The organism is Massilibacteroides vaginae (genome assembly GCF_900178525.1).
GTDB classification, from domain to species: Bacteria; Bacteroidota; Bacteroidia; order Bacteroidales; family Tannerellaceae; genus Massilibacteroides; species Massilibacteroides vaginae.
This window is the reverse complement of the sequence record NZ_FXDJ01000009.1, coordinates 1573728-1600092: the sequence shown is the minus strand read 5'-3', so window position 1 is coordinate 1600092 and position 26365 is coordinate 1573728. Positions and strand designations below refer to the sequence as shown.

General features: G+C 39.9%; 18 protein-coding genes. 11 read left to right on the top strand and 7 right to left on the bottom strand.

Going from position 1 to position 26365, the window contains the following annotated elements; translation table 11 throughout:
* Nucleotides 1–82: 82 nt before the first annotated feature.
* Nucleotides 83–409, bottom strand: coding sequence for an HIRAN domain-containing protein (locus tag B9Y81_RS15095; protein ID WP_085537721.1), 327 nt, complete (start codon nt 407–409; stop codon nt 83–85).
* Between the two features lie 62 nt (nt 410–471).
* Nucleotides 472–1479, bottom strand: coding sequence for a helix-turn-helix transcriptional regulator (locus tag B9Y81_RS15090; protein WP_085537720.1), 1008 nt, complete (start codon nt 1477–1479; stop codon nt 472–474).
* A 291-nt stretch (nt 1480–1770) separates the two neighbouring features.
* Between B9Y81_RS15090 and B9Y81_RS15085 the strand changes: the two genes are divergently transcribed.
* On the top strand, nt 1771–2529 hold the full coding sequence (locus B9Y81_RS15085) for a HesA/MoeB/ThiF family protein (RefSeq protein WP_085537719.1): 759 nt from the start codon (nt 1771–1773) through the stop codon (nt 2527–2529).
* 44 nt (nt 2530–2573) lie between these two features.
* Here B9Y81_RS15085 and B9Y81_RS15080 read toward each other — a convergent pair whose 3' ends face one another.
* A complete protein-coding gene (locus tag B9Y81_RS15080; RefSeq protein ID WP_085537718.1) occupies nt 2574–3335 on the bottom strand; it encodes a response regulator transcription factor in 762 nt (253 codons plus the stop codon).
* A gap of 156 nt (nt 3336–3491) precedes the next feature.
* Here B9Y81_RS15080 and B9Y81_RS15075 point away from each other — a divergent pair, with 156 nt between their 5' ends.
* The 3 genes from B9Y81_RS15075 (at nt 3492) to B9Y81_RS15065 (ending at nt 6995) form a co-directional block, all read left to right on the top strand.
* The gene (locus B9Y81_RS15075) at nt 3492–3908 is read left to right on the top strand and encodes a hypothetical protein (protein WP_085537717.1); all 417 of its coding nucleotides are present in this window, start codon (nt 3492–3494) and stop codon (nt 3906–3908) included.
* A gap of 84 nt (nt 3909–3992) precedes the next feature.
* Nucleotides 3993–4568 carry a porin family protein gene (locus tag B9Y81_RS15070; protein WP_085537716.1) on the top strand — a complete coding sequence of 192 codons (576 nt, stop codon included), beginning with the start codon at nt 3993–3995 and terminating at the stop codon, nt 4566–4568.
* A gap of 48 nt (nt 4569–4616) precedes the next feature.
* Nucleotides 4617–6995, top strand: coding sequence for a TonB-dependent receptor (locus tag B9Y81_RS15065; protein WP_085537715.1), 2379 nt, complete (start codon nt 4617–4619; stop codon nt 6993–6995).
* A gap of 380 nt (nt 6996–7375) precedes the next feature.
* Here the strand turns inward: B9Y81_RS15065 and B9Y81_RS15060 are convergent, their stop codons facing one another.
* Nucleotides 7376–8338, bottom strand: a complete 963-nt coding sequence (locus B9Y81_RS15060; RefSeq protein WP_085537714.1) for a sugar phosphate isomerase/epimerase family protein — start codon at nt 8336–8338, stop codon at nt 7376–7378.
* Between the two features lie 123 nt (nt 8339–8461).
* On the bottom strand, nt 8462–9805 hold the full coding sequence (locus B9Y81_RS15055; protein ID WP_176221504.1) for a phosphatase PAP2 family protein: 1344 nt from the start codon (nt 9803–9805) through the stop codon (nt 8462–8464).
* Nucleotides 9806–10048: 243 nt separating this feature from the next.
* Here B9Y81_RS15055 and rluF point away from each other — a divergent pair, with 243 nt between their 5' ends.
* The 4 genes from rluF to dinB all read left to right on the top strand — a co-directional run bounded on the left by rluF (nt 10049) and on the right by dinB (nt 14930).
* Nucleotides 10049–11047, top strand: a complete 999-nt coding sequence (gene rluF / locus B9Y81_RS15050; RefSeq protein ID WP_085537712.1) for a 23S rRNA pseudouridine(2604) synthase RluF — start codon at nt 10049–10051, stop codon at nt 11045–11047.
* 10 nt (nt 11048–11057) lie between these two features.
* A complete protein-coding gene (locus B9Y81_RS15045) occupies nt 11058–12113 on the top strand; it encodes a glycoside hydrolase family 43 protein (RefSeq protein WP_139822933.1) in 1056 nt (351 codons plus the stop codon).
* Between the two features lie 72 nt (nt 12114–12185).
* Nucleotides 12186–13844 carry an AMP-binding protein gene (locus B9Y81_RS15040; protein ID WP_085537710.1) on the top strand — a complete coding sequence of 553 codons (1659 nt, stop codon included), beginning with the start codon at nt 12186–12188 and terminating at the stop codon, nt 13842–13844.
* A gap of 15 nt (nt 13845–13859) precedes the next feature.
* Complete coding sequence (dinB, locus tag B9Y81_RS15035; RefSeq protein ID WP_095996290.1) at nt 13860–14930, top strand: DNA polymerase IV; 1071 nt, start codon at nt 13860–13862, stop codon at nt 14928–14930.
* Between the two features lies 1 nt (nt 14931).
* Here dinB and B9Y81_RS15030 read toward each other — a convergent pair whose 3' ends face one another.
* Together B9Y81_RS15030 and B9Y81_RS15025 are read right to left on the bottom strand one after the other, a co-directional pair.
* Nucleotides 14932–16872, bottom strand: a complete 1941-nt coding sequence (locus tag B9Y81_RS15030; protein ID WP_085537708.1) for an LTA synthase family protein — start codon at nt 16870–16872, stop codon at nt 14932–14934.
* Between the two features lie 31 nt (nt 16873–16903).
* Nucleotides 16904–18337 (bottom strand): purple acid phosphatase family protein, encoded by a 1434-nt coding sequence (locus B9Y81_RS15025; protein WP_085537707.1) that lies wholly within the window; start codon nt 18335–18337, stop codon nt 16904–16906.
* A 406-nt stretch (nt 18338–18743) separates the two neighbouring features.
* Here B9Y81_RS15025 and B9Y81_RS15020 point away from each other — a divergent pair, with 406 nt between their 5' ends.
* The 3 genes from B9Y81_RS15020 (at nt 18744) to B9Y81_RS15010 (ending at nt 26313) form a co-directional block, all read left to right on the top strand.
* Nucleotides 18744–19988, top strand: a complete 1245-nt coding sequence (locus tag B9Y81_RS15020) for an exonuclease SbcCD subunit D (RefSeq protein ID WP_085537809.1) — start codon at nt 18744–18746, stop codon at nt 19986–19988.
* Complete coding sequence (locus B9Y81_RS15015; protein ID WP_085537706.1) at nt 19985–22975, top strand: AAA family ATPase; 2991 nt, start codon at nt 19985–19987, stop codon at nt 22973–22975. The genes B9Y81_RS15020 and B9Y81_RS15015 overlap by 4 nt, the downstream gene beginning before the upstream one ends.
* Nucleotides 22976–23364: 389 nt before the next feature.
* Entirely contained in the window at nt 23365–26313 is a 2949-nt protein-coding gene (locus tag B9Y81_RS15010) for a SusC/RagA family TonB-linked outer membrane protein (RefSeq protein ID WP_217809500.1), read from the top strand.
* Nucleotides 26314–26365 lie beyond the last annotated feature (52 nt).

Here is a 26365-nt window from a genome sequence, read left to right as displayed (position 1 = left end):
CCCCAAAAGTCCCAACTAAGTCATTGAGAAATAGTTGGGACTTTTTGCATTTTACAATGACAAAACGAACAATAATAACCGATTAAAACTCCGTTTTTTTATTAATTTTAATCGTTACACTGATTTGTTTTTCGGGGTGAGTCTCGGGATCAACCCGATTAATTATCGCAGAAAACAAATCAGTATATCCCAATTGAAGGAATTTCGATATTTTTTCGTTTTCACCTCGCGGAATATAACCGAGCAGCGTTTCTTCAAAAAGAATTTTCACCGCGTTCGGGTCGTGTCCGTTTGTTGGTTCGGCCTCAAGTGTGAGTTTTGTTCCGATTTTCAATTCATCAAAAACGTCCAGACCATCCCAATAAGTAAATCCGGCAATGTGGAATGTAGCATAATGTTGGCTAATCATAACTGTTAGTTTTTATGTTATGATACAAATGTAAAATACAACTATGCAGCCTATCTGCATAGTTATGAATTCCTTAGTATCGCCTCTTTTACTCTTGTCAGCATTTTTTCTCTTAAATGGTCAGGAGTGACAATTCTTATCTTATCAATATAACCTAAGAGGAGATTTTCCAACTCATAATTAATAATCAGGCTTAGCTCAATAGTTGTTGTATGTTCATTTCGTGCTTTCTTTTTTTGAGAGCCGTGTAATGGTTTCGTTTCCACATAAGGATAGAGCGTGTTGTCTACCTCCAAAATGATGCGTTCGGCGTCTTTTTCATGAACAGTAACCCCTATTACATCTTCAAAGTATTCATTGAACTCAATTTCATTATTTGCAATATAGGGCGTGTTTGCATAAGTTATTTGTTCAATTCTATCCAAGGCTAAGCTGGTAACAGATCGTTTTTCTTTTAAGTGATCACAGAAACCAAACAGAAACCAACGATTGTTGTGTTGCTTCAGAAAATAAGGATGAAATAGATATTCTTTTGATTCCTTTCCAAATTTCTGGTAAATAATCCGAAGTGTTTGCTGATTTAAAATAGCATTAAAAATGTCGGAGAATAAATTTAAACCTTTCAAATAGGGGTTTTGCTCAAAGCCAACAATATTTGCTGCGCCCCCTCTTAATTTGAATGTCGTTTCAAATCGTGCAAGAATCTCTTCCATCCAACCGAATTGAGGCATTCCTTTGAAGCGATTGAGCATATATATTGTTTCTTTCAGCTGGTTGAGTTCAGTTTCATTTAATGGTTGATTGTTGATGGAATAACGCGAATCATCATAGTGGTAATATGTTTTTCTGCCATCACGTGGTTTACATATAGGTATATTCCAAATACTTTCCATATCACTGATATCTTGACGTATCTGACGTTCCTTCACACCATCAACAATACCTGTTTGATCAAAAAGGGCCTGATTGCACTCTTCTATCAAGTCTTTGATATAGTATCTTCTACCGTGGTTACTGAAGCATCGATCTAAAGTTTGATATCTGATTTGCGCTTGTTTATTGGTTGCCATAATGAATATTTATTGCTGTTTTGGGTTCACTGAATTATTCTCCGTATATTATTTCTGATTTCAAGCTGCTATCCCTACAGGAGAAAACCTGTTCATTATTATTTTAGAGTGCAACTTTCTGAGGATTAAAAACCTCCTAATTCCATACCAACAAAGATAAACGATATTCCTAATGTATATTGTTTATTTTCCAACGGAAAAAACCACAGATCCGTAAAAACAGATATCTACCCTTTTGGGTATTGCTTATTCTATAATTCATCCTGATTTTTGTATAAGAAATTACGCTATATGGAAGAAAGATATATTAGAAACAGAATTTACATTCGACCTGAAGAGCAGCAGCTTGTTAAGAATTATCGTATCTTGTTAGGAGGAGTCGGTATTGGAAGTATTATTGCCGAATGTGCCTTGCGATTGGGTTTTGAAACGATAACGATTATTGATAATGATATAGTTGAAGAGTCCAACCTCAACAGACAGAATTATTGTATGGAAGATATTGGGAAACCCAAAGTTCATGCTTTAAAAGAGCGTTTGTTGAGTATTAATCCGAACGCAAAAATATCAGCTATAAAGGATTTTATTGATAAAAACAATGTAGAAGAACTTATCAAAGAACATGACATAGCAATAAATGCGCTGGATTTTAAATCAGAAATTCCGTTTGTGTTTGACGAAGCTTGCCAAAGGTATAATATTCCGGTTTTACATCCTTATAATATTGGCTGGGGTGGTTTGGTAATAGTTGTAGAACCAACCGGGCCTCAATTAAAAGACTTTTCTGATAACTGGCAAAACTTCGAGGTAAGACTTATTGAACACATCGTTAACTATTTTAAATTTTGGTCACAACCTAAACCATGGATAGAAAATATTATTACAGCTTATAAAAATGAAAAGACAGTACTCCCTCCTCCACAACTCGCAATTGCGTCCTGGATTGTAGGAGGATTATGCACCAATATATTGTTTAATATTGTAACAGGACAAAAAGTAAAAAGGTATCCTAAGTTTTATCTGTCATCGATTATAGATGATAGGAACTAAACTGCTTACTATTAGAAAATATCTACCTTAACAAGGTAGCTGTATTAAAATAACCGGTGATTCATAACGTAGCTTATAGCTTCTGAAATATTATTTACACCTAATTTTTCAAAAATGTTTTTCCTGTAGGCTTTTACAGTATCAAAAGAACGATTTATTTCGTTTGCGATTTCAGACATAGTATATCCCATTGCCGATAATTTAAGAACTTCTTCTTCCACGGGTTTTAATTCCGGACGTATAGCTTCTTTCCATTTTTTACTCTCTCTGTTGTAGTTCCAATATACACCTGATTTGTTTTTAAGCATCTTTATGTTCCCGGATTTATTGCTTGAGGAAATTGATGCTACGCAAAGTCCTAACCACACTTTCCCGTTTTCAATTTGGCGAAGGGGCGTAATCTGATGATTTATTAGTTGTTTTTTACGAGAATCTTTATTCTTCAAAAAGAAGTCGTATGAGATTGTGTAATCACGTACCTCATTGATCGGAACGTTCCGCAAGAACTTAAATCCAGCGGTATTTATTTCAAGCAACAGTTGTAAATCTTCAGGAACCACATGATTCATATAGAAGTTGTAACCCAGCTCTTTTACTGTTTCTGCTGCCATGCCACATAAAAACAAAGGATTATCAGATACGTATAAAAAATTCTGCTTATAGTAATCAATCACGTATAAACTCATATAGGTAGTACGAGCAATAGCGTCAATGTCTTCAACGATATCTTGTATCGTTACATATTTCTCTTCCGGGATATAATTAATTGAGTTTTCCTCAATAAAAAAATCATTTATTTCCGCCATATCCTTTTATGGTTATTAATAGTATAAGATGCACTGATCGTTCATACCCATTTGGGTATTTTTTTCTGAATAACAAGCTATTACCCTTTTGGGTATTGTTCTATGATATGGTCCCGGATACTTTTGCATTAACAATTAATTAGCAAATTATATATTATGGATAAACTTATTTCATCCCATAGTAATTATTCAATCTGGCAGTTTTCAGAAACAGGTCTATTTAATTCTGCAAGGTTTATTGTATATGAAAACTATAAACATCACCAACAAACATTACTTGTTCCGATTATTTGTAATAATGGAATCATACAAATTTACGGCGAAGAAAAACATTTTTTTAAACTTTCAAAAGTTTTCAACGCAAAAAATGATAGAGGAGATCTCGTTGGTGATAATCGTATAATAAAATGGAATAGAGAAGATAAGCTACCTATTGCACTTAGCGAAGGAAAAACATATTTGGGCTCTACTACAATACCGATCTGTACAACAAGAGACGGATTAATTGAGTTCCTAACTCATAATAATTCTCAAAGCCTAAACATAGAATGGGAAGATATAATTGAAACATAATATTTTACATAAAAAAATGATACTTTTCGCACTATTTTTCTTAGATCATTATTCGAATTATTAATAATAAAAACAAACTTAAATATGAAACAAAAATTCTTACTGTTAGTAATTTGCAGCTTTATTACGTTGTCTTCTTTTGCGCAATTTAGTGTAAAAGGAGGAGTGGATTTTTCTTCGGCTACAACTGGAAATGTTAAATCAGAAACAGGCTTTCATTTGGGTGGGGCGTATGATGTTGCTCTGTCAAAAAAAATCGTATTCCAGCCCAGTGTGCTTTTTTCGAGTAATGGATTCTCATACCAATCTAATGCTGCGATAAAACGAGCTGATATTTCAATGTATGCTGTAGAAATTCCATTGGTGTTTTCTTATAGACCACATATTGGAAAAACAGTGCTTCTTGCAGATGCGGGATTATACACAAGGTATAATTTATTCGGTTCAAAAGATTATGAATATGCTGATGGTCGGTTAGAAGACAAATCCCCATTTGATGTATATAACAGGTTTGGCATGGGACTTAATTTCGGGATTGGTTTATCTTATCATCGCTATTTTATCTCTGGCACATATCAACGTGGATTTACCAATATAGAAAAGGGCATTACTAATTTTAAACGTCAGAAACTACGTATTTCTATTGGTTATTATTTTTAAATATCAAAACTTGACATAAGTAGTCAACAATAATTAAATATATTTATTATGAAAGCATCCCTCCTACTAATAGCCCTATTTCTTGTCCTATTTGTATTAAATGGTTTTGCACAAGTTGAAATAAATGGCAATTTAATAAATGAGAGACAAGAGTCTGTTGAGTTTGCTAATATTGTACTTCAATCCGAAGAGGAATTTTATGGCGCAATTTCTGATGAACAGGGAAACTTTACTATTCAGGCATCGCCGGGTAATTATGTGCTAAAAATATCTGTAATTGGATATAACAACCATGAACAGACTATAGTCCTTCAGCGTAATATTAATCTGGGAGCAATAAAATTGGCAGAGTCTACTGTTGAGATGAATGAGGTAGTGGTAAAGGCTGATCGTATTGTCCGGTCTGCAGACCGCTTTATTGTAAATTTAGCAAACGACCCCACGGTATTTGGTAAATCAGGTAGTGATGTATTAAATCTTTCTCCCGGTGTATTTGTACAAGAAAGAGATGGTTCAATTTCCATAAACGGAAAGACAGGGACGCAGGTCTACGTCAACGAACGACCGATGCGGGAATCCGGAGCGGAGCTGATCCGTTACCTGCAAAACCTGAAAGCCGAGGATATCATGCGGATCGAAGTATTGCCGACAGCCGGCGCGGGGTATGACGCGAACATCCAGGGAGGGATTATCAAAATAACCCTGAAACGTCACCGCGACGACGGGATTTACGGACATGCAGGCGCATCATACGAGTTTGCTCCCGGCGAAAAAGTCTCGTCATTCGACCCGTCATTCAGCCTGAATTATAAGAATAACGGATTCAGCCTGTACACCCAACTGAACTTCAACGGCCGTCGCCGTATCGAGCATGTCACGGAAGAAGTCATTATGTGGTCTCCGGACAGGAGTGTCAACAGCGTCATTGATTTTCCAATCTCTGAGCGCACGTTCAGCGGACGGATCGGCGGCATCTATGAACTGAATGAAAAGCAGAGCATCGGACTGGAAGGATACCTGTCTCCCAGCCAGCGTAAGAACAAAAGTTATTCAGACCTGGTGGAGATCGAGAACGAGAAACGGACAGACATCAACAGTTTTTATAACGGAAAGAACAAAATAGAAAGCTATTCCGCCGCTGCCAATTACCTGCTTCAACTCGACGAATCGGGTTCGAACTTCAAAATCCTGCTGGATTATTTCCACAACATGGCGGACGACAAGCAGAACTATCATTCCAGCTTCAGGGGATATCTGGATTACGACTCCGTCTACCGGAGCAGTATGTATACGACGAACGATCTCTATTCTGCAAGCACAGACCTGACGATTCGAAAAAACGATTATACAACCTTTGCCACGGGATTGAAATATTCGCACAGCAAAATGGACAACGACATCCTGTATGAGTACCAGCATGAAGGCAACTGGCTCAGGAACGAACCTTACACAAGCGAGAACCTCTTTACCGAAGATATTGCCGCGGCCTACGCCTCGTTCTCTTCCCGCCTGAAAAAGATCAGCTATTCCGTCGGATTGCGCGGTGAGTACACCTATGTCTCACCAAAGACAAACAAATCGGACGAAACAAAAGATCAACGTTATTTCAAGTTATTCCCTTCAGCCAATATTATGCTGCCTTTTGGAAATGACAACAAGCATTCGCTTGTACTGAATTATAATAGAAATATTTTCCGAGTACCGTTCAGTTTACTGAACCCGTTCCGCCTGCCTGCTTCCGAATTCTTATATATCGAAGGCAACCCGGAATTACAACCGATTCTGTTTAATAACTACTCGCTCGCACTGGGTTTGTTCAACCGCTATAACCTGACAGTGGGAATAACGGATACGGAAAATGCAGTCGGTAAGGTCATTGAGCCTGATTCACAAAACCCGGAAATATTGGTTCAACGCATGGCCAATATGAAAAGCAACAAGACCTATTACCTTTCAGCAAATGCTTCCCTGAAGCCGTTCGAATGGTGGCAGGTCAACCTGAACCTGTCCGGCCGCAGGAACATCGTCGAAATATATGACGGAAAACGTTCCATGAATACCTTTCAGGGAAGTATGTCCAATATGTTCACGCTGCCGAAAGAGATCATGCTGGACTGCACGTTCTATTATTCAAGCCCGTTCATCGACGGAAGCGTAAAAACGGAAATCGATCCGCAGCTATACCTCTCCTTGCGCAAGCAGTTCCTGGACAAGAAACTTTCTGCCAAACTCTATGTAAACAACCCGCTGAATATGAGCACCGCCAAGGTAACCTCCGACGAAAAGGATTTCCGCCGGAACTTACGCAGCGACTTCATGTTCCGCACATTCGGCGTCTCGCTGACCTACAACTTCCAGGCCGGAAAGAAAATACAGGTGAAGAACGTAGAATCAGGCGCGGCAGAAGAAAAAGCGCGTATGAGATAATAATAATTGTTGTTTTAATAAATAATCCACTCATCCCCGTCAGCACCGAAAAATTATACGTATTCTTTTGATAAGATTTCTAAAAAATCCAATTTCTTTTTCAATACGATTCGATGGATTGTGGTCCGGCTTGTTTGCGCAGAGTTTAGCTTCGGTCGGGGTGAAAAAAGAGGTGGGAAGGGACGACAAAAAACCGAACCTGTATGTTGCTGCTATTCAACGCTTTAAAAAGCCCTAAAAACATAAAGGTTATTTTTTGAAAAATAAAGGATATTTTTGAAAAAATAAAGGATATCTTTTTAAACATATAGTAATGCAAAAAAATAGCGCTCAGAAACAACTTTTCTGAGCGCCTTGTTACTTTGATTATTTTCTGTTCGTTATTTGACAAATGAAGCTTGCTGAAGGTAGGTGGCACAGTCTGTTATTCCTTCGAATTGAGTCCGGCCATCGGGCATTTGTTCTAATTCCACAAAGAAGTCTTTTATTCCGTTCGCATACATTTGCTTAAAGATCATTTCGAAATTCATCATGCCGCTTTGTCCCAACACCGCGCGGTCTTTTATATGTAGGGCTTTTATCCGGTCGGCATTCTGCTTCATGTATTCCACCGGGTCATTTTGTCCCATCACCGTCCAATATACGTCTAATTCAAAGACAACAAGGGAGGGGTCTGTATCTCGCATGAAGAGATCCAATATCTGTGTACCCGGTTTCTGGAAGAAATTAAATTCTTTTTTCTTGTCTTCTTCGGTAAGCAACCGTTCGAATTCCATATTGTGATTGTGGTAACCAAACTGTAAACCGGCATTCTTTGCTATCTCACCTGCCACATTGAGAACTTCACATATCAGCGAAGCGTCTTCAATTGTTTTACACTGCGGCATCATCGGCTGAATTAAATACTTACAACCAATCTTTGCATGATCATCAGCAGCCACCTTCCAGAATTCTTTAAATTGTGGTATCAACGCCTTTGTGTATTCCTTGAAGATAAAGCCTTCGCCAAGTGGAGCCATTACGTGAGAACTATCGATGCTTATGCCATTATCTCCGGCAATTTTCTTGAATTCAGCCATTTCAACACCTGAAATTTTACCCTTGTCATATCCGGCAAGTTCAAATTTCGTATACCCGGATTCTTTCAGTTGCTTCATCCGTTTTGGTAAGTCATCGTAAAGTTCTTTCTGCAGGGAATAGATCTGTAATCCCAATTCTTTTTTCGCACTCGTTGCAACCGGAGATTGTACGGGTGCTGCCTGAATCAAATTTCCTTTTCCGGCCAACAATCCTGTTGCCGCGAAAAGCGAAGCATTTCTTAAAAACGTACGTCTGTTACTCATAATTATTAAACTCATTAATGGTATTACTAAAATAGGTAATTCATATTCCAAAAGTAGTCAAATAAATACAAATCAACAGCTAAAAAAAAGAAATAATCAGGTCTGATAATTAGGAGGTGTTTATCAGAAAAATGATGTCAGCCGCAGACCAAGCGACATTGCGCTTACCCGAAGATGCCCATCGTCTACAAACTTCTCTTCTTCGGGTAAATCCTGATAATAGTCTGATACTGTTATTTTAATCCGGGGGTCGGCATACTTGTAGTCTGCATACAATGACAAACCTAATGTAGGTGCCATCATCATTGTAACAGAAGCCCCGCAACCTACAACCCAAGTATTTTTCACATCATACTTCAGGAAGGGAACTCCTGTTTCAACCGGTGGAACTGTATTTTTCGCATCGCCTTTAATATCCATACGTCCTCCTATTCCAATGCCAATGCCTGTTTGCACCTTACTCTGAAATATGACTTTTCTACTTAAAAACTTTGAATAATATCCTCCGGCCAGAAGTGTAGCCATTCCCTGAGATTCTACATCAAGATAAGGATGATCTACCACTTCGTTTAATTCATCCCAATCTTCAATATTCTCATTTTCGAAAGGCATGTGTAGAAAGCCGATTTCTCCTCCTATCCCCCATCTTTTATTAAAGAAGTAAGCTCCTTCAATCGCACTTTCTAAACCGAATCGTTCAATTGTTGTTGCTTCAATATAAAACGACTGACCTATTTTCACAGATACAAATGACGGATTTTCAATTTCCTCAACGGCATCAAATTCGGTAAAGAAATCGCCTTTATTCTTATAATAGCTATCAACGATTAAATAGCTTAATTCGGTTGAGAGAATCCCGATACCGGCACCGGCCAGTATATCGGAAAGCCAATGACGATTATTTAAACTGCGACTCACACCTGTATACGTACTCATCGAATAGCCCAAAATACTATATAGCGGGTTTACAAGACCATATTCTTTATGTAGAAACGTAGCATTCATAAATGCGGTGGCGGTATGTCCCGACGGGAATGAATTTCGGGTGGTACCATCCGGACGCATCACCCTTGCGGAGTATTTTATTGAATTAACCAATCCGCCCATAATCAGCATGCCCCCACCCCATGTTATCGCTGATCGTCCGAGTTTATTTCGCCCTTTTACTCCCGATAGTTTAAGGGCAAAGGCCGTTGCCCCGGGAGCATATTGCATATAATCGTCCAATCTATATTTAAAGTTAGGCACGTAACGGTTACGAAGAGATCTTACGTCGGTATCTTTTTGCCAACTAATGGCCGATAAGCCGAAAAGAGTTACGGGTGCTATCGTTTTTTTCCAAAATGGATCTTTATATTTAAGACTCACTCCGGTTGTGTCTTTTTGCACTACCGAGTATTTACGTTGTCCGGAAGAAGAAACTGAAAAGACAACCGTTATAAAAAGGACAAATAACAAAACCCTCATTTTCATACAGTTTATAAAAAAAATAATCAGCCAACATTAATTTTCGTGCTAAACAAAAATGATTGCATTTTGTAAGCATACATTTTTCGTAAAGATAAATTATTTCTGATAGTTATCAGTAAAATATTTAATCATAAAGGATGAATAATCAGTTTTATAGCATTAACTCGAAGCTATACTGATCTTTTCTGTTTGTATCTTCGTATCTTTACCGCCCAAACCCATTTACAGGCATAGTATTTTATGGAATATAGATTAAACAAATATATTAGCGCGTCGGGCTATTGTTCAAGACGCGAGGCAGACAGATTTATTGAGAGTGGCAATGTAACGGTCAACGGTATTCGTGCTGCTATCGGAGCCCGTGTGCTCCCCGGTCAAAAGGTTCGTGTGAATGGCAACCTGATCAGCCACGAGATTGAACCTATATATATCGCGTTTAATAAACCTGTTGGCGTGGTTTCTACGACTGATCGGACGGACAAAAATAACATTATCGATTTTATCAGCCATGAGCAGCGCATATTCCCGATCGGGCGTTTGGATAAAGATTCGCAGGGGTTAATTTTACTAACGAATGACGGCGATATCGTAAACAAGATTTTAAGAGCCGGCAACAACCATAAGAAAGAGTATGTTGTAACGGTAAACCGACCTATCACTAAAGAGTTTCTGACTCAAATGGCTGCAGGTGTACCTATTCTGGACAGGGTAACCCGCAGATGTGAGTTGGAAGAAGTCAATCCTTATACGTTCAAAATTTCGCTTATCCAAGGTTTAAATCGGCAGATAAGAAGAATGTGCGAGTACTTTAATTATGAAGTAACCAAACTTGAGCGAACTCAAATTATGAATATCAAACTGGGTAAATTGGGCCAAGGAAACACCCGGGAGCTTACGCTAACTGAACTGGAAGAGCTTTTCGATCTGCTGGAAAAGTCGGACAATAAAGCGGAAGTAAGCAAGCCTAAGGCTCAGGTTAAAAAGAGCAGTAGACCGCCAAAAGGAAAAACAATACCGGACTACACGAAACCGCCTAAACATCATGCCGCACCAAAAGAAGCAAGAGGGGAGGAAAACACGGATAAAAAGAAGGATAGCAGAGTTAAAGCCACATCGAAGAAAAGCAAATCGTCCGGTCCGCGTATTGGCAAACAACGCCCCGACAAGGTAAAACAAAGACAAATGAGTGACTTCGAAAAATACAAATACAAACGTAACAAGAAAAAAGGCGAAGAATAAAAGTGCAATTATGGGTAATAAAATCATTCTTTTCATCTCTATTTTTATATTGTCTGCCTGTTTATCGGCACAAGGACTAAAAAAGAATACTCCGGAAAACTTCACGAATCCGTTACGCTATGGGGCAGATCCTTTCATGATTAAGCAGGAAGGAAAATACTATACGATTTTCAGCAAGGACAATGGATTCACGGTCACTGAGTCCCGTTTTCTCACGAAGTTTGAACGGGAGGAGAAAGTTTGGACTCCCCCACAAAACGCATGGAACAGTTTCAACTTATGGGCACCAGAGATCCATCCGATAAACGGAAAATGGTATATCTATTATGCCGCGTCCGTCCATAATGGAGCACCATTTTACGCACAACGTACCGGTGTATTGGAAAGTGACAGCCCATTCGGTCCTTATATAGACAAAGGAAAAGTATATACCGGAGATGATCCCGAACAAAAGAAAGATAATTGTTGGGCTATAGACATGACCGTTTTACAACATAAAGGGAAAAATTATGCGGTATGGTCAGGCTGGGAAAGGCTTCACGACCATCATGATGTGGATCAATACCTTTATATAGCCGAACTGATCAATCCCTGGACTGTAGGAAAAAGAGTATTATTATCCAAACCTGAACTGGATTGGGAAAAGGGAGATCATATTGTATTGCATGAAGGTCCTCAGATACTTCAACATGATAACGATATTTTTATTTTTTATTCTACGCGAGGTTCCTGGACAAAACATTATAAAATGGGGCAACTCCGGTTGAAATCTTCTGACAGCGATCCGTTAGTTGCTGATTCATGGATAAAATCACCAGAACCTGTATTTCAAGGAACAGCAACAGTTCATGGAGTAGGACATGCCAGCGTAACAACCTCTCCAGACGATAAAGAACATTGGATATACTACCATTCAAAAAAAGCGTTAGATGGAGGCTGGGACAACAGAGAAGTTTACCTACAAAAATTCACATTCGACAAGCATGGTAATCCAATATTCGGAGCGCCTAAAGGCAGAGGAGAACTAAAACGTCCTTCAGGAGAAATAGAGATAGAGAATAAATAGAAGGCGATACACTTTTTTATTATCTTTGCTCTTATAACTAACAGTTTAACAGCTGTATAAATACAGACAATCATGGACAATCGTTTTTTAGCACTTATAGAGAATAGTTTTAAAAATCACAAGGATTTACCTGCCTTTTCAGATCTTAATGGCAGCACATACTCCTTTGCGGAGGTGGCTATTCAAATTGAAAAGTTACACATTCTCTTAGAGCATGCCGGAATAAAAAAAGGGGATAAGGTAGGCTTAGTAGGGCGTAATTCCTCTCATTGGGCTATCAGTTTCTTTGGCGTGCTGGCTTATGGTGCCGTAGCTGTTCCTATATTGCATGATTTCACTCCGGAAAACATACACAATATCGTTAACCATTCGGAAGCAAAGGCGTTATTGGTAGCCGGAAGCAACTGGGAGCATTTAGACCAAGCACAAATGCCGGGTGTAAAACTGTTTATGCTACTGGATGATTTTTCCATTATCGCCTCTGCAACCCCCGAAGTGAAGGAAGTAAAGGAAAACATCGACAGTTATTTTCAAAATAAATTCCCAGATTCGTTTTCGGTTGAAAATATCAAATACCACATCGAAGAACCTGAAGAACTTGCCGTTTTAAACTATACGTCGGGAACAACAAGCAATTCAAAAGGGGTGATGATCCCCTATCGCAGTTTGTGGAGTAACACACAATTCGCTTACGACAAACTTCCTTTTATTTCTCCGGGTGATAATATTGTTTGTATGCTGCCGATAGCACACATGTACGGATTGGCATTTGATATATTAAATTCGGTCAATAAGGGCTGTCATGTTCATTTTCTTGCCCGTACTCCGAGTCCGAAGATAATCGGAGAGGCATTCGCGACAATACGTCCCACCTTGATACTGGCAGTTCCTCTTGTTATTGAAAAGATTATCAGAAGCCGGGTATTTCCTGAGCTTCAGAAGCCTGTTATTAACTTCTTATGGAAAGCACCGCTGTTTAACAAAATCATAAAGAAAAAAATAGCCGACAAACTGTATCAGGCATTTGGCGGTAATTTAGGAGAGCTTGTGATTGGTGGCGCGGCGATAAACAAGGAGGTGGAAACATTCCTCCGTCAAATAAATTTCAAATACACGGTTGGTTACGGCATGACCGAATGCGGTCCTTTGATTGCTTACGAACAATGGGACACATTCAAGCAAGGATCTGTTGGACGGATAGTTGACCGGATGGAAATGAAAATCGATTCGCCCAATGAAAAAGGCGTAGGTGAAATTTTAGTGAAAGGCACAAATCTCATGCTTGGCTATTATAAGAATGAAGACGCTACAGCAGCTGTTATGCAAGCAGACGGTTGGATGCGTACAGGCGATCTGGGAATCATTGACAATGATGGTTTCTTGTATATCCGTGGACGCAGCAAAACGATGATACTAAGTAGTAACGGACAAAACATCTATCCGGAGGAGATCGAAGACAAACTGAACAACATGGACTTCGTAGCCGAGTCATTGATCGTTTCAAGCCAGGGAAAACTTCTCGCACTGATCTACCCGGATTGGGAAGCTATAGATAAAAATCATATTGATCGTGCCTCAATTAATTCACTGATACAGGAAAATATCAATAAACTGAACAAACAGATTCCGGCTTATTCAAAGATTTCCGGATTCGATATCCAGCAACATGAATTCGAAAAGACACCGAAAAGAAGTATTAAACGCTATCTGTATCAGGCGCCCGAAGCCTGATACGGCAAAACAACCTTGACACGAAAGATAATACACATCGATATGGATGCTTTTTATGCATCCATAGAGCAAAGAGACAATCCGGCGTTAAGAGGGAAACCTGTTGCGGTTGGATATTCCGGTCAGCGAGGTGTGGTAGCTGCCGCAAGCTATGAAGCCCGAAAGTTCGGGGTGCGTTCGGCCATGCCGTCTGTTGTAGCTCTTCGAAAATGCCCCAACCTGATTTTTGTTCCCGCTCGATTTGATGTTTACCACGAAGTCTCCGACGTAATCCATCAACTGTTTACCGATTACACAGACCTTGTCGAACCACTATCTCTTGATGAGGCATTTTTAGATGTAACGATCAACAAGAAAAACATCCCTTCTGCCACGCTGATTGCCCGTGAAATCAGACAACGCATAAAGGAAGAAACAAACCTGACCGCTTCTGCCGGTATTTCATTTAATAAGTTTCTGGCTAAAATAGCGTCAGACTATAATAAGCCCAATGGCATGTTCACGATAAAACCGGAGGATGCCGAAAAATTTGTTGAAGAACTTCGAATTGAACGTTTTTTCGGAATAGGAAAAGTTACCGCAACTAAAATGCACGAAATGGGTATCTATACGGGTGCTGATTTAAAACAACATTCAGAAGAAGATTTAGTAGCAGCCTTCGGTAAAGCAGGTCTGAGTTATTACCTATACGCGAGAGGTATAGATAACCGCGAAGTGGAACCGGAGAGGATACGCAAATCATTAGGGGCTGAAAATACTTTCTTGGAGGATATTGGAGATATACACAGCCTTAGGAGAGAACTTAACGAAATACGGGAGACTCTCTGGGAACGTATTTTAGAAAGTGAATTTTACGGCAAAACCGTCACGCTTAAAATAAAGTACGCGGATTTTCAACAAATCACCCGTAGCACTACGGTTCCTTATCAAATCAAAACGATAGACACGTTGATCGGTATCTCGGAGGACTTATTACAACTTATTGATCTGAATGAAAAGAAAGTCAGATTACTGGGACTCACAATCAGCAACGCAACTACGGAGGATAGTAAATATATCCAGCTGAAAATACCGTTTAAATACTAACTTATTTTACAATCATCCGGTTTTCAGTCATCCGCTCCATATATTGCTGGATAATTGATTTTAGCTGCGACAAAAGAGGTGCTAATGTATCCTCATCCGTAACGGCCAACAGATTATCGGTCAGCATAATGTCTGTTTTGAAGCGATAGAGCGCCACTGCTGATTCTCCGTCAAACTGCAATAGATAATCTCCTTTAAAGAATTGATAAATTCCATTAAAGTAATTTACGGCAAATGTCTCCTCCGGTTCAACTTGCAGCAAATCCGTTCCGAAAGCGATGTAAGGGTTGTCATAACCTAAGTATTCCAACACGGTTGGCATTATATCGTTTTGTGAAGCGATACGTTCCTGATCATAACCTTTCAGTTCGCCGTTTGGCCTGTAAAACAAGACCGGTATTGAGAAAAGGCCTTGCGATGTTTGATATTCCGCATGGTCGTTAGCATTGGTATGATCCGCCGTAATAACAAAAAGGGTATTTTTAAACCATTCTTCGCCTGAAATCGCTTCAAAAAACCGTTGCAAAGCATAATCGGTATAACCTATACATTGATGTATAGGAATTTTTCCTTTAGGAAATTTCCCCTCATAACCCGGAGGAAGAATATATGGATGATGAGAAGATAAAGTAAAGACCGAACTCATAAACGGTTGCCGGAATGTATTCAGTTTTTTAGCAAAGAATTGCAGAAACGGCTCATCCCAAATACCCCAATTGCCATCATCATCATTTCTGTTTCCATATTCATCCATGCCGAAATAATCGACAAAACCGGAAGTCTTCGCATAAGAATCAAATCCCATGGATCCATTTGGCGCACCATGAAAAAAAGCAGTGTAATAATCCTTTTTCTTTAGCTCGCCCGCAATTCCGGACAGTTCGTTCAACGAGGCCGGAGTAAGGATAAAAGGCTCTACAAACATGGGGATACTCGACAACACAGAAGGCATCGCGTCTATGCTTTTACGCCCATTTGCAAAAGAGTATTTATAGGTAAGTCCTTCCTTTAACAAAGAATCAAGAAACGGGGTGTATCCTTTATAGAGACCGTTCTCCAAATGAGGATTTAAGAAGCCGGAATTCTCCTTTCCAAACCCTTCCAGAATAATTACAACCACATTTAACGGCGTAAAATCCTTATTCTTTCCGGGTTGATGCAGTGGAGAATACGTGTTTTCCATTGCCTCTCTGTCCGCCCAATAGGCAGGAACATTAAACGGTTTCTTTCCAAAAGTTCGGTATAGGGAAAACGGCGTGTTTAACACAATCGCCGTTTCTATAGGTGCTTCTACATATTTATTGGCATTGCTTATTGTAATCGGGCGAACACTTTGTCCGATTCCTCCGCGCATTCCGCAAACAATCAGATAGCCCGACACACATAAAACACAAACCTGAACAAGGTAATAGGCCCATTTATTAGGGATTTGGATCGCTGTAACCGGAGTTTTGTAACACCGGTATAGCAGATAGATCAACACGATAGCCCCTATCACTAAATACCAATGCCGCGCGGCTTCTATCCCTATGATACTTAAAATATTTCCTTCCGACTGAAATTCCGAAAATATAGAAGCAGTGGTACGCCGGTTGGTATACTGGAAGAAGACTGTATCCATCAGATTAACCACTATAGCGACCGTGTTTACAAACAAGAACAGTCCTTTTGTAAACAGCTGATATAGTTTGTTCTCTTTATAATGAACAGGAAACAGCATGAAAACGATATAAAGAATATTGGTGTATAGAACGGCCGAAATATCAAAGGTCAATCCTCCTTTAAACATCGTCAACAACCGGTCAATAGTAAGATCGGTAAAATAACGATAGTTAACCAAAACAAAAATCAAACGGCAGAGCATAAAACTCATCACCGATAAAAACAAATTGAAAAGGGCGGCTAAACCCGTATTATAGGTCCATCTATACTTATTCCTCATAAATAATTATTTAACTGACTGCAAAAGTAGTTTAATTTTCCGGACGATTAGCCTTTCGCTCCTTCACTGCCTGCAGATACGCGTCTTTTTTCTTTATCCCTTTTGGGTTATCTCCAAAGCCGTCAAAATTAAACACCTCAGCCTGGTTACGCGCGTTATCTATTATTTTTTTCTCGCCTTCGCGCGTTCGTTTAATCATTAAATCGTCGTAAACTTCTCCGTCAAAGAAGAGCGATTTATAGGTTAACTCATCTTGTGTCAGCTGAATTTTTTGATACAGCGAGATGCCCGAACCCAGTCGATCATGTATGGGGTTAAATCCATTCCGATAAAATTTGGGAGACGCATTACTGATCACGTAAACCGGCGTAATTGTATCTCCGCTTATTTTAGTAGTAATTCGCGAATAGGCATGATCATGCCCCTGCAATACCAGATCTGTTTTATATTTCTCCAATAATGGGAGAAAAAGATAACGCATAAAAGGGTGCATCCTTCCGTCGCGCACCGTATAAACACCATGATGAAACATCACGACTACCCAAGGTTGACGGGCATCTTTCAGTGTTTTCTCCAACCAATTATAGTGTTTCAATATGGCATGCGGCCAATGAATTGTATTGCTGTCCAAAATAATCATACGCATAAGTGGGAAGTCTATGTAATAAGATTTTCCCTTGAAACCTTCGGGACCGTTTTCCGGATAGTTGTGCTGCGCAATCCAACGGGAATCCAAACGGTAGGTAATACCTTTTAAATACTCATGATTGCCGGGAACCGTAACAAAAGGCACCTGCCCTGCCCATTCCCGGAGAGATTCGTACCATATAGTCCAGTAGCTATCCATCGGTCGTTCAATCTGATCTCCTCCAAATGCAATAAAATCATAATTTACTTCTTTCTTCCGCAACAGATCAAACAGCGAGTCGCTTACAAACCCTTGTTTATCCTGAACATCTCCCATATAGATAAAGCGCAATGTATCCGGAGACGAGGGCATTTTAAAATCTATCCACTTCGTCGTTTCTTTATCCGATACGATCCGGTATTTGTACGCTGCTCCTTCTTCCAGTTTAGGCAAACGGGCATGATAATAATAAGCATCACCGGCACGACTCTTTATTTTTTCATGGATAACAGCACTATTGAGCAAAAGAGTATCCGTGTTTAACGTGTCAACACGAAAATACTCTACACGTGATTCATGTGGTATGGTATCAAAACGCCAGCTGACGGTTCGTTCACTCATAAAGTTTTCACCCGGAGTAAGCGTTATCCGGTCAATAAACGGAGGTGTAGTATATGGTGCTTCTTCAATATTCCCAAACCAGGTGTTATATCGAAAAAAAAGAAGTACACAAAACGCCAACAATAAAACAACAAATGTAATTATAGATAAAGATAAACAGCCTACCTTGCTCTTGGCGGCTTTTAATTGTAGTTTTTGGTTTCCTGCTGCTTTCATCTGATAGTTTCGAAACGGAACAATATAGTTTTAATATGGCACAAAGATATAATCTTTATCATGAATAACAGGGATCAACCGGGAAATTCGGTTGGCAACAATAATTTTACACCTTTTTTAAGTTAAAATCGGCACTTTTCTTCTCGTTTTTTGACGGCCCTATACATCACTGATAATCAACACATTGTGTGTGCCGAAAAACATAAAGGTTATTTTTGAAAAAATAAAGGATATCTTCAGAAAAATAAAGGATATATTTTCAAACATATAGTATGGTAAAAAACAACCTCCATTTCAGCGTAAAATTTGAATTGTTAATTTGCTTGAAGCTACATATTCGTCAACCGGAAATTCCTATAGTTCCAATGAATCTTCCTATTTTTGTATTTCACCTGATCAAGACAATATGTCCCTCAAAATAATACATACAGCTGATTGGCATTTAGGACAAACTTTTTTCGGTTACGACCGGGAAGCAGAACACGACGCCTTTCTCATCTGGCTGGCCAACACGCTTAAAGAGCAACAAACTGATATCCTGCTGATTGCGGGAGATATTTTTGACGTAGCTAATCCTTCCGCTTTCGCCCAACATCGTTTCTATCGGTTTCTGAGGGAGGCAAAAGCCGGATGCCCGCACCTGCAGATTGTAATCATCGGCGGCAATCACGATTCGGCAGCCCGGTTAGAGGCACCGTTGCCTTTGCTGGAAGAGTTGAACACAACGATTGTGGGTATGGTAAAACGGACAAAAACGGGCGAGATCGATTATGATTCTTTGCTGTGTCCGCTATATAATAGGGAAGGGAAACAAGAAGCGCTCTGCCTTTGTGTGCCGTATCTTAGACAGGGAGATTATCCTCCGGCCGAAGAAGCAGAGGAGAACAGCTTTATGGCAGGTGTGCAACGTTTGTATCAAAAACTTACCAATTATGCGAAACAGCAACTGATGCCGGAACATGCACTCATAGCCATGGGGCATTTATACGCAGGCAGCGCGGAATTGTCTGAAAACGACCGGAGCGAACGGATTATTATAGGAGGTTTGGAATCTATCCCGCCGGAAACTTTCGACGAAAGCTTAGCTTATACAGCGTTGGGGCATATTCACAAAGCACAACGTGTCGGAGCACGAGATAGCGTTCGCTATTCCGGTAGTCCTTTGCCCATGTCTTTTTCCGAAACAAAATACAACCACCAGGTTGTTTCCATTCAAATAGAAAAGGGGAAAGCGGTTAGCATTTGTCCTGTTTCAATCCCCACGTGTGTGGAGTTATTGCGAATACCCACAACACCGCAAACTCCGGAGGAGGTTCTTTCCTCCTTATCGACTCTTCCGGATAAAACAGACGATAACGTACAATCCTGTCCGTATCTGGAAGTAAGGGTACTACTTACAGCCCCCGATCCGGGATTTCGCCACCGGGTAGAGGAAGCAATTAAGAACAAAGCCGTACGACTTACCTCCATTGTTACTTCTTATCCCAAAAACGAGGTGAATGATACTTTCTCGCCACTTACATTCAGTGACCTACAAAATATTTCGCCGGTAACCATGCTGGAGCATGCGTTCACCGCAAAGTTTGGAAATGAATTACCGGAAGAAATAAAAGATTTATTTAATAATGTAGTACGGGAGGTGCAGCAATGAAAATAGTCGCTATCAGAGGAAAAAATATCGCGTCGTTAGAAGGGGAATTTGAAGTCGATTTTACGTCCGATCCTTTGGCCTCCGCCAATATTTTCGCAATTTCGGGACCTACCGGAGCAGGAAAGTCGTCTTTACTCGACACCATGTGTCTGGCTTTATTTGCCCGTACCCCCCGAACCGATCAGGCCAAGGAACTGAATGTACGTTTAAAAGATATCAGCGAAGATGCGTTGGTACAAAGTGACCCGAGGTTCCTGCTCAGAAGAGGAACGGCAACGGGCTATGCGGAAACAGACTTTATCGCCCTGAACGGACATCGTTACCGTGCGCGTTGGTCGGTAAGTCGTGCCCGTGAAAAAGAAAGCGGGCGTTTGCAAAATCCGCGCCTTACCCTCTTCAACATAGATAAAGAGCGCGAGGAACAAGGTACGCGCTCCGACCTTCAACAACGAATCGTAGAGCTGATTGGCCTTACATTCGAACAATTTACCCGTTCGGTTTTATTGGCGCAAAACGACTTCTCCACCTTTCTTAAAGCAGAACAAGGCGAAAAGGCCGCCCTGCTCGAAAAACTGACGGGAACGGAATTATATTCGCAAATATCCAAACGGATCTATGAAAAGAACGCCGAAGCGCGTGCGGCTTTTGAACTAATACAAACGCAAATTTCAAGAATAGAACTTCTCCCGAAAGAAGAAGAAAAATTCCTGAAGCAGCAACGTAAGGAAACAGAAATGCTACTTAAAGAGCTGGAACAGGCAAAGAAAGATTGGAACACGCTGAATGAAGCTGTAAACACAACAACCTCATTACTTCGTAAGAAAGAAAGCGAACAAAAGGAAGCCGAAGAAAAATTAATCCGATCGTTGCAGCTCAGAGGTCAGGCAGAAATGGCTTTGGAAACCAAAGCAAAAGAATCGGTTGCCTTAGAGCAAGCGTTAAAGGATTTGCAACCGCAGCTTCGTGATGCCCGAAAATTAGACACGGAACTGATTAACGCTGAACGATTATTGGCTGACAACAGAAAGCGCCTGACCGAAGCAGAAACAAAAAACAAGGAAACGCTTAAGCGAACTGCAAACATTGCCGCTTCACTGCAAACAAGTGAAGCGGAAAAAGCCGCTATAGAAAAGTGGTTCGTCAACTATAAAGACAAAGAAAAAACAGCCCGGCAATTGCCTTCTCTCCTCCTCCACTTGGATGCCGCAGAACGAACACGTTCTACGTTGGAAAAAGTCAGACAGGAAGAAACAAACTTGTTGGAAGAGGTAGAAAAACGAACCAAACAAACAGCAATAGCCAATCAGCTATTCGTTCAAAAAGAAGAAGAACTGAAAACGTTATCTGCGCAATGCGGTCAAACTGAAGAGGCGTTAAGCAAGGTGGATACCACCGGCATTGAGCAACAAAAAAACACGATCCTGACACAACGTGAGCAATTCCTTCAGGAACAGCTTATGTTCAGTTCGGCCGGTAGTTCCGCCAAAGAATTGCGGACAAAACTTACCGAAAACACCCCTTGCCCCGTTTGCGGAAGCACCGAGCACCCTTATGCTTCGAAAGAGGTACATGAGAGAATGCAGCAGATCCAGACCGAAATCATCAAGTTAACGCAGCAAACAAACGCTTTAGACAAGCTGTTGAAAGAGACGGTTGATAAGCGTAAACAAGTAGACAAGCTACGGGAACAGATAGTTACGGCAAATAAAGCACTAACAGATGCCGAAAAATCCCGTGATGAACAGAACAACACGATCAAGCTGCTCCATAGCCGTATCCAACAGATTCAGGAAGGAAAAAAGGATCAACTGATCGAATTAGAGCGAGTGTTATCTGCCACTAATGACCTCTTTGGAAATGATTTCTGGCAAGAAAAATGGCAAGAAAACCCAATCAGTTTTCGTCAGAGATTGACCACCTTTGCCGCTGAATGGCAATCAAAAGAAAAGAGAACGCAAGAATTGGAGCAACTGTTGAGCGGATTGAAATCCGAACAAAAGTCATACAACGACTTTGCCATTACATTACAGCACGAACTAACGATCGTAAAAGAAGAATACCATAAGCAGCATACTGTTTTTCAGGATTTAAAACAAAAAAGAAGCCTGCTTCTCGGTGGAAAAGAGGCAGACACGGTAGAAGCCGATCAGCATAAACTAATCGAACAAAAGAAGAAAGAAGTAGAACAACTCCAACGTACGCTGACAGAACAGGCCGGAATAGCCGAACAGGCGCGCGGACAGAAAGAGCAGATCGCCAAAGACCTGACTTCATTAAGCACCACGCTTACAACAGCGCGAACAGCCTTAGCGGAATGGTTAGAGAAGTATCACGAAACTTCGGAGGGTATACTTCCGGAAGAACGCTGGTCGAAAGCGTTAGAACTTAAGTCCGGCATCGATTTCCGCCTGCAAACACAAGAGGCCAACAAAAAGCAAGTAGCCGGACTAAAAGAAGAAGCGGAGCAAAAACAACAGACCAGCGAACAATGGGCTAAACTAAACGAACTGGCCGGATCGGCAGACGGAGGTAAGTTCCGCAGAATCGCGCAATCATACACCTTAGACTTACTTCTGAACTATGCCAACGTGCAGTTGCAATCACTAACAAACCGCTACCGCCTCGAACGCGTTCCCGAAACACTTGCATTACAAGTCATCGACCGGGAAATGTGCGACCAGATCCGTACCGTACACAGTCTTTCCGGAGGGGAATCGTTCCTCGTATCCTTAGCCTTAGCACTCGGACTCTCTTCCCTATCGTCAAATCGCATGAAAGTAGAAAGTCTCTTCATCGACGAAGGCTTCGGCTCATTAGACTCCGAAACGCTGCGCATAGCTATGGACGCCCTCGAAAACCTTCGCACACAAGGCCGAAAAATAGGCGTAATATCCCACGTCCAGGAAATGACCGAACGCATCCCCGTTCAAATTAAAGTCAACCGCCAAGGAAGCGGAAAAAGCGCAATTGAAATTATTGGAAAATAAAACATAAAAGTCATTCTATTATTATAAAATTCAAGAGTCGCATTTTTAACATGCCGTTTCCTTCTTTTTTGTAAATAACAAAGTCTTTTCCCACAAAACAAGCCTGACACAAATTGACATGCTGAATATCAGCCCATTTTGATATCTCAAAAATACAATAGGTTGCTATTTTACAGATTTAAGTACTATAATCAACAGTAATTAGATAATATCCTTTATGTTTTCTAATAAAATTAGTTGTCAAAATAACGTTCATATAATAGCCATATCGTCCTTTTCTTAAAGAGGAAAAAAAATATTTGTTCTGAATTGTTTGGTTTTATAAAAACCATTTCTTATTTTGCAATAGTAAATCTAATTTCACATTGTAAAATTAAAACATGACTATTATGAGAGAATGGTTAATCAGGAAAAATCATTTCATTTTGTGTTTGCTCTTTCCGTTAGTCTTTGGTGCACTTCCTTCCATTGCCCAAAACAAGACAATCACAGGAACTTTACTTGATAAGCAAACAAACGAACCTCTTATCGGAGCATCAGTCGTTATCAAAGGAACCTCAATAGGTACAGCTGCTGACTTTGATGGAAAATTTTCATTAGAAGTAAGTGATCCAAACGCTATTTTGGTATGTCGTTTCATTGGTTATAACTCGCTGGATTTTCCGCTTAACGGAGCAACCAATGTCACCATCTCTTTGTCTCCCGACATTGAGGTTCTGGATGAAGTTGTAGTAGTTGGATATGGAACGATGCGAAAAAGTGACTTGACTGGGTCGCTTAGTTCTGTAAAATCTAAAGACGTAACAGCATTTACTGTAGCAAACCCAATACAAGCTTTACAAGGACGTGTACCTGGGGTTAGCATAACATCTAACACTGGATCTCCAGAAGGAAATTTCAGCATCCGTATTAGAGGCACCAATTCTATCCGAGGAGATAACACTCCATTATATGTAATCGACGGTATACCAGCTAACGCATCTTCTATAAACAACCATGATATAGAATCTATTGAAGTATTAAAAGATGCCTCTGCAACAGCTATTTACGGTTCCAGAGGTGCAAACGGTGTGATTCTTATTACTACAAAAAAAGGAAGAACAGGAGCAACATCTGTTGATTACAATTTTGAATACGGCATACAGTCGCAAATTAAAAAAGTGGATATGATGGACGCTACAGAATATGCAAAATTATATAATGAGCAACGATTAATAGCCACGGGAAAAGAATATTTCACAAATGATCAAGTCGCTTCGTTCGGCAAAGGAACAGATTGGCAATCGCTAGTGTTTAAAAATGCACCAATTCAGAATCATAACATTTCTATTACAGGTGGAAATGAAAAAACAAAAATATTTGCAAGTGGTTCCTTAATGTTGAAAGACGGACTCATTCCTACAAGCTTATATAATAAATATAATATTCGCTCTAGCATTGACCATGCAATCAGCAACTTTCTTGATTTATCCTTAATCGCATCTTATACAAGAACAGATAAACATATAAAAGATTCAGGTGGAGACAATAGAGGTGGTTCCATCGTAGGAGCAGCTATAGCAAGCCCTCCAACATTAACACCATATAACGATGATGGTTCTTATCAAGATCTTCGCTTAGCCTACCCTTTCATGTCAAACAATATTCGTAACCCAATTAACAGAATTAATGAGGTCAGCGATAAAACGAAAGCCGATCTTTCGAATGTGAATACAGCTATCACATGGAAACCAGTGAAAGGATTATCATTAAAATCGTCCTTAGGAATTGAATCACTTAACTATCGCACAGATAATTATATAACTTCAAAATATCTATATAATGCTTCTAACACATCAGTATCAAGCAATCAGCAAACAACAATTATAAATGAAAACATTGTTAACTATGATCTTACAGTAGCAAAAAGTCACCGTTTAAACTTTATGGGTGGTTTTTCTTATCAGGAGTATACCGGAACTTCATTAGGCGCAAGCGGTACCGGTTTTTTAAGTGATGCTCCAGAATCTCATCAATTAGGGGGGGCATCAAGTTTTGGTACTCCTTCCACATCATTCACTAATTGGACCTTAATGTCTTATTTAGGGCGTGCTAATTATTCATATAAAGGCAAATACTTAGCGACAGCAAGCATCCGAGCTGACGGATCTTCCCGCTATAGCAAAGGCGATAAATGGGGTTATTTCCCGTCAGCTGCTCTAGCTTGGCGTATATCAGATGAAGAATTTCTAAAGGAGGTTTCATTTCTCTCAGATTTAAAACTTCGGCTTGGCTGGGGAAGTACCGGTTCAACAGCTATTTCACCATACACTACGATGAATATGCTTAGTCAGGGAAAAGCTCCTGCTAGTGGAGATCTTTATACGTACTATGCAGCAAGTACAACATTCCCGGCCAACTTAAAATGGGAAACAACAACTCAATGGAATTTAGGGCTTGATTTAAGTCTACTGAATCAACGTTTACGTGTTACTGCTGATTATTATTATAAAAATACAACAAATTTATTAAACTCCGTTTCTTTACCTCCTTCAACCGGTTATAGTAATACAATCCAAAATATTGGGGAAATGAGTAATCGGGGATTTGAATTACAGGTAGATGCAGATCTGATTCGCTCTAAAGAGTTCCTATGGAATGCATCCGTTAATTTTGCCGTAAACAAAAATAGAGTGGAAAAACTGTATGAAGGAAGTGATATTTTCGGAAGTAATATAAATCTGCAATATGTATCTGGAACCATCAACCTTATCAGAGAAGGGGAACCTTTAGGTGTTTTTTATGTTTACACCAATGATGGATATGATGAAAATGGACAACTAAAATATATAGACTTTGATCAGGATGGGAATTTAACAAACGAAGACCGATCAATTTTAGGTAATCCCCATCCTGATTTCACTTATGGCATAAATTCATTGATCCAATACAAAAATTTTGAATTCTCTTTCTTTCTACAGGGAAGTCAAGGAAATGATATTTACAATGTTGGAGAAATTTCGAATTATGACTACGGAATGGGATTAAATCTTAAAAGAGATGTTCTATATAGCCATTGGTCCTCTTCCAATTCCGCAGAGCAAAACACAGTAGCCAAATATCCTAAACTTACAGCAAATCAAAATCTGGTACATTCTGATCGATTTATTGAAGATGGTTCTTATCTACGATTAAAAAACATAGCATTTGCCTATAATTTGCCTGTCCAAAAATGGGGGTTAAATCGCTACCTGAAACAGGTTCAAATCTACGTAAGTGCACAAAACATATTGACTATTCCGGCATGGATCCTGAAGTTAATTCATGGGGAGGAGGTAATTCGGTTAATCTCGGGCTAGATTATTTAACATATCCGAACAACAAAACAATTTCTTTTGGTGCTAAAGTATC

Bases quoted from the DNA above. Each gene is read 5' to 3' on its own strand.
- B9Y81_RS15095 (WP_085537721.1), bottom strand. From the start codon at position 409: ATGATTAGCCAACATTATGCTACATTCCACATTGCCGGATTTACTTAT.
- B9Y81_RS15090 (WP_085537720.1), bottom strand. From the start codon at position 1,479: ATGGCAACCAATAAACAAGCGCAAATCAGATATCAAACTTTAGATCGA.
- B9Y81_RS15085 (WP_085537719.1), top strand. From the start codon at position 1,771: ATGGAAGAAAGATATATTAGAAACAGAATTTACATTCGACCTGAAGAG.
- B9Y81_RS15080 (WP_085537718.1), bottom strand. From the start codon at position 3,335: ATGGCGGAAATAAATGATTTTTTTATTGAGGAAAACTCAATTAATTAT.
- B9Y81_RS15075 (WP_085537717.1), top strand. From the start codon at position 3,492: ATGGATAAACTTATTTCATCCCATAGTAATTATTCAATCTGGCAGTTT.
- B9Y81_RS15070 (WP_085537716.1), top strand. From the start codon at position 3,993: ATGAAACAAAAATTCTTACTGTTAGTAATTTGCAGCTTTATTACGTTG.
- B9Y81_RS15065 (WP_085537715.1), top strand. From the start codon at position 4,617: ATGAAAGCATCCCTCCTACTAATAGCCCTATTTCTTGTCCTATTTGTA.
- B9Y81_RS15060 (WP_085537714.1), bottom strand. From the start codon at position 8,338: ATGAGTAACAGACGTACGTTTTTAAGAAATGCTTCGCTTTTCGCGGCA.
- B9Y81_RS15055 (WP_176221504.1), bottom strand. From the start codon at position 9,805: ATGAGGGTTTTGTTATTTGTCCTTTTTATAACGGTTGTCTTTTCAGTT.
- rluF (WP_085537712.1), top strand. From the start codon at position 10,049: ATGGAATATAGATTAAACAAATATATTAGCGCGTCGGGCTATTGTTCA.
- B9Y81_RS15045 (WP_139822933.1), top strand. From the start codon at position 11,058: ATGGGTAATAAAATCATTCTTTTCATCTCTATTTTTATATTGTCTGCC.
- B9Y81_RS15040 (WP_085537710.1), top strand. From the start codon at position 12,186: ATGGACAATCGTTTTTTAGCACTTATAGAGAATAGTTTTAAAAATCAC.
- B9Y81_RS15030 (WP_085537708.1), bottom strand. From the start codon at position 16,872: ATGAGGAATAAGTATAGATGGACCTATAATACGGGTTTAGCCGCCCTT.
- B9Y81_RS15025 (WP_085537707.1), bottom strand. From the start codon at position 18,337: ATGAAAGCAGCAGGAAACCAAAAACTACAATTAAAAGCCGCCAAGAGC.
- B9Y81_RS15020 (WP_085537809.1), top strand. From the start codon at position 18,744: ATGTCCCTCAAAATAATACATACAGCTGATTGGCATTTAGGACAAACT.
- B9Y81_RS15015 (WP_085537706.1), top strand. From the start codon at position 19,985: ATGAAAATAGTCGCTATCAGAGGAAAAAATATCGCGTCGTTAGAAGGG.
- B9Y81_RS15010 (WP_217809500.1), top strand. From the start codon at position 23,365: ATGAGAGAATGGTTAATCAGGAAAAATCATTTCATTTTGTGTTTGCTC.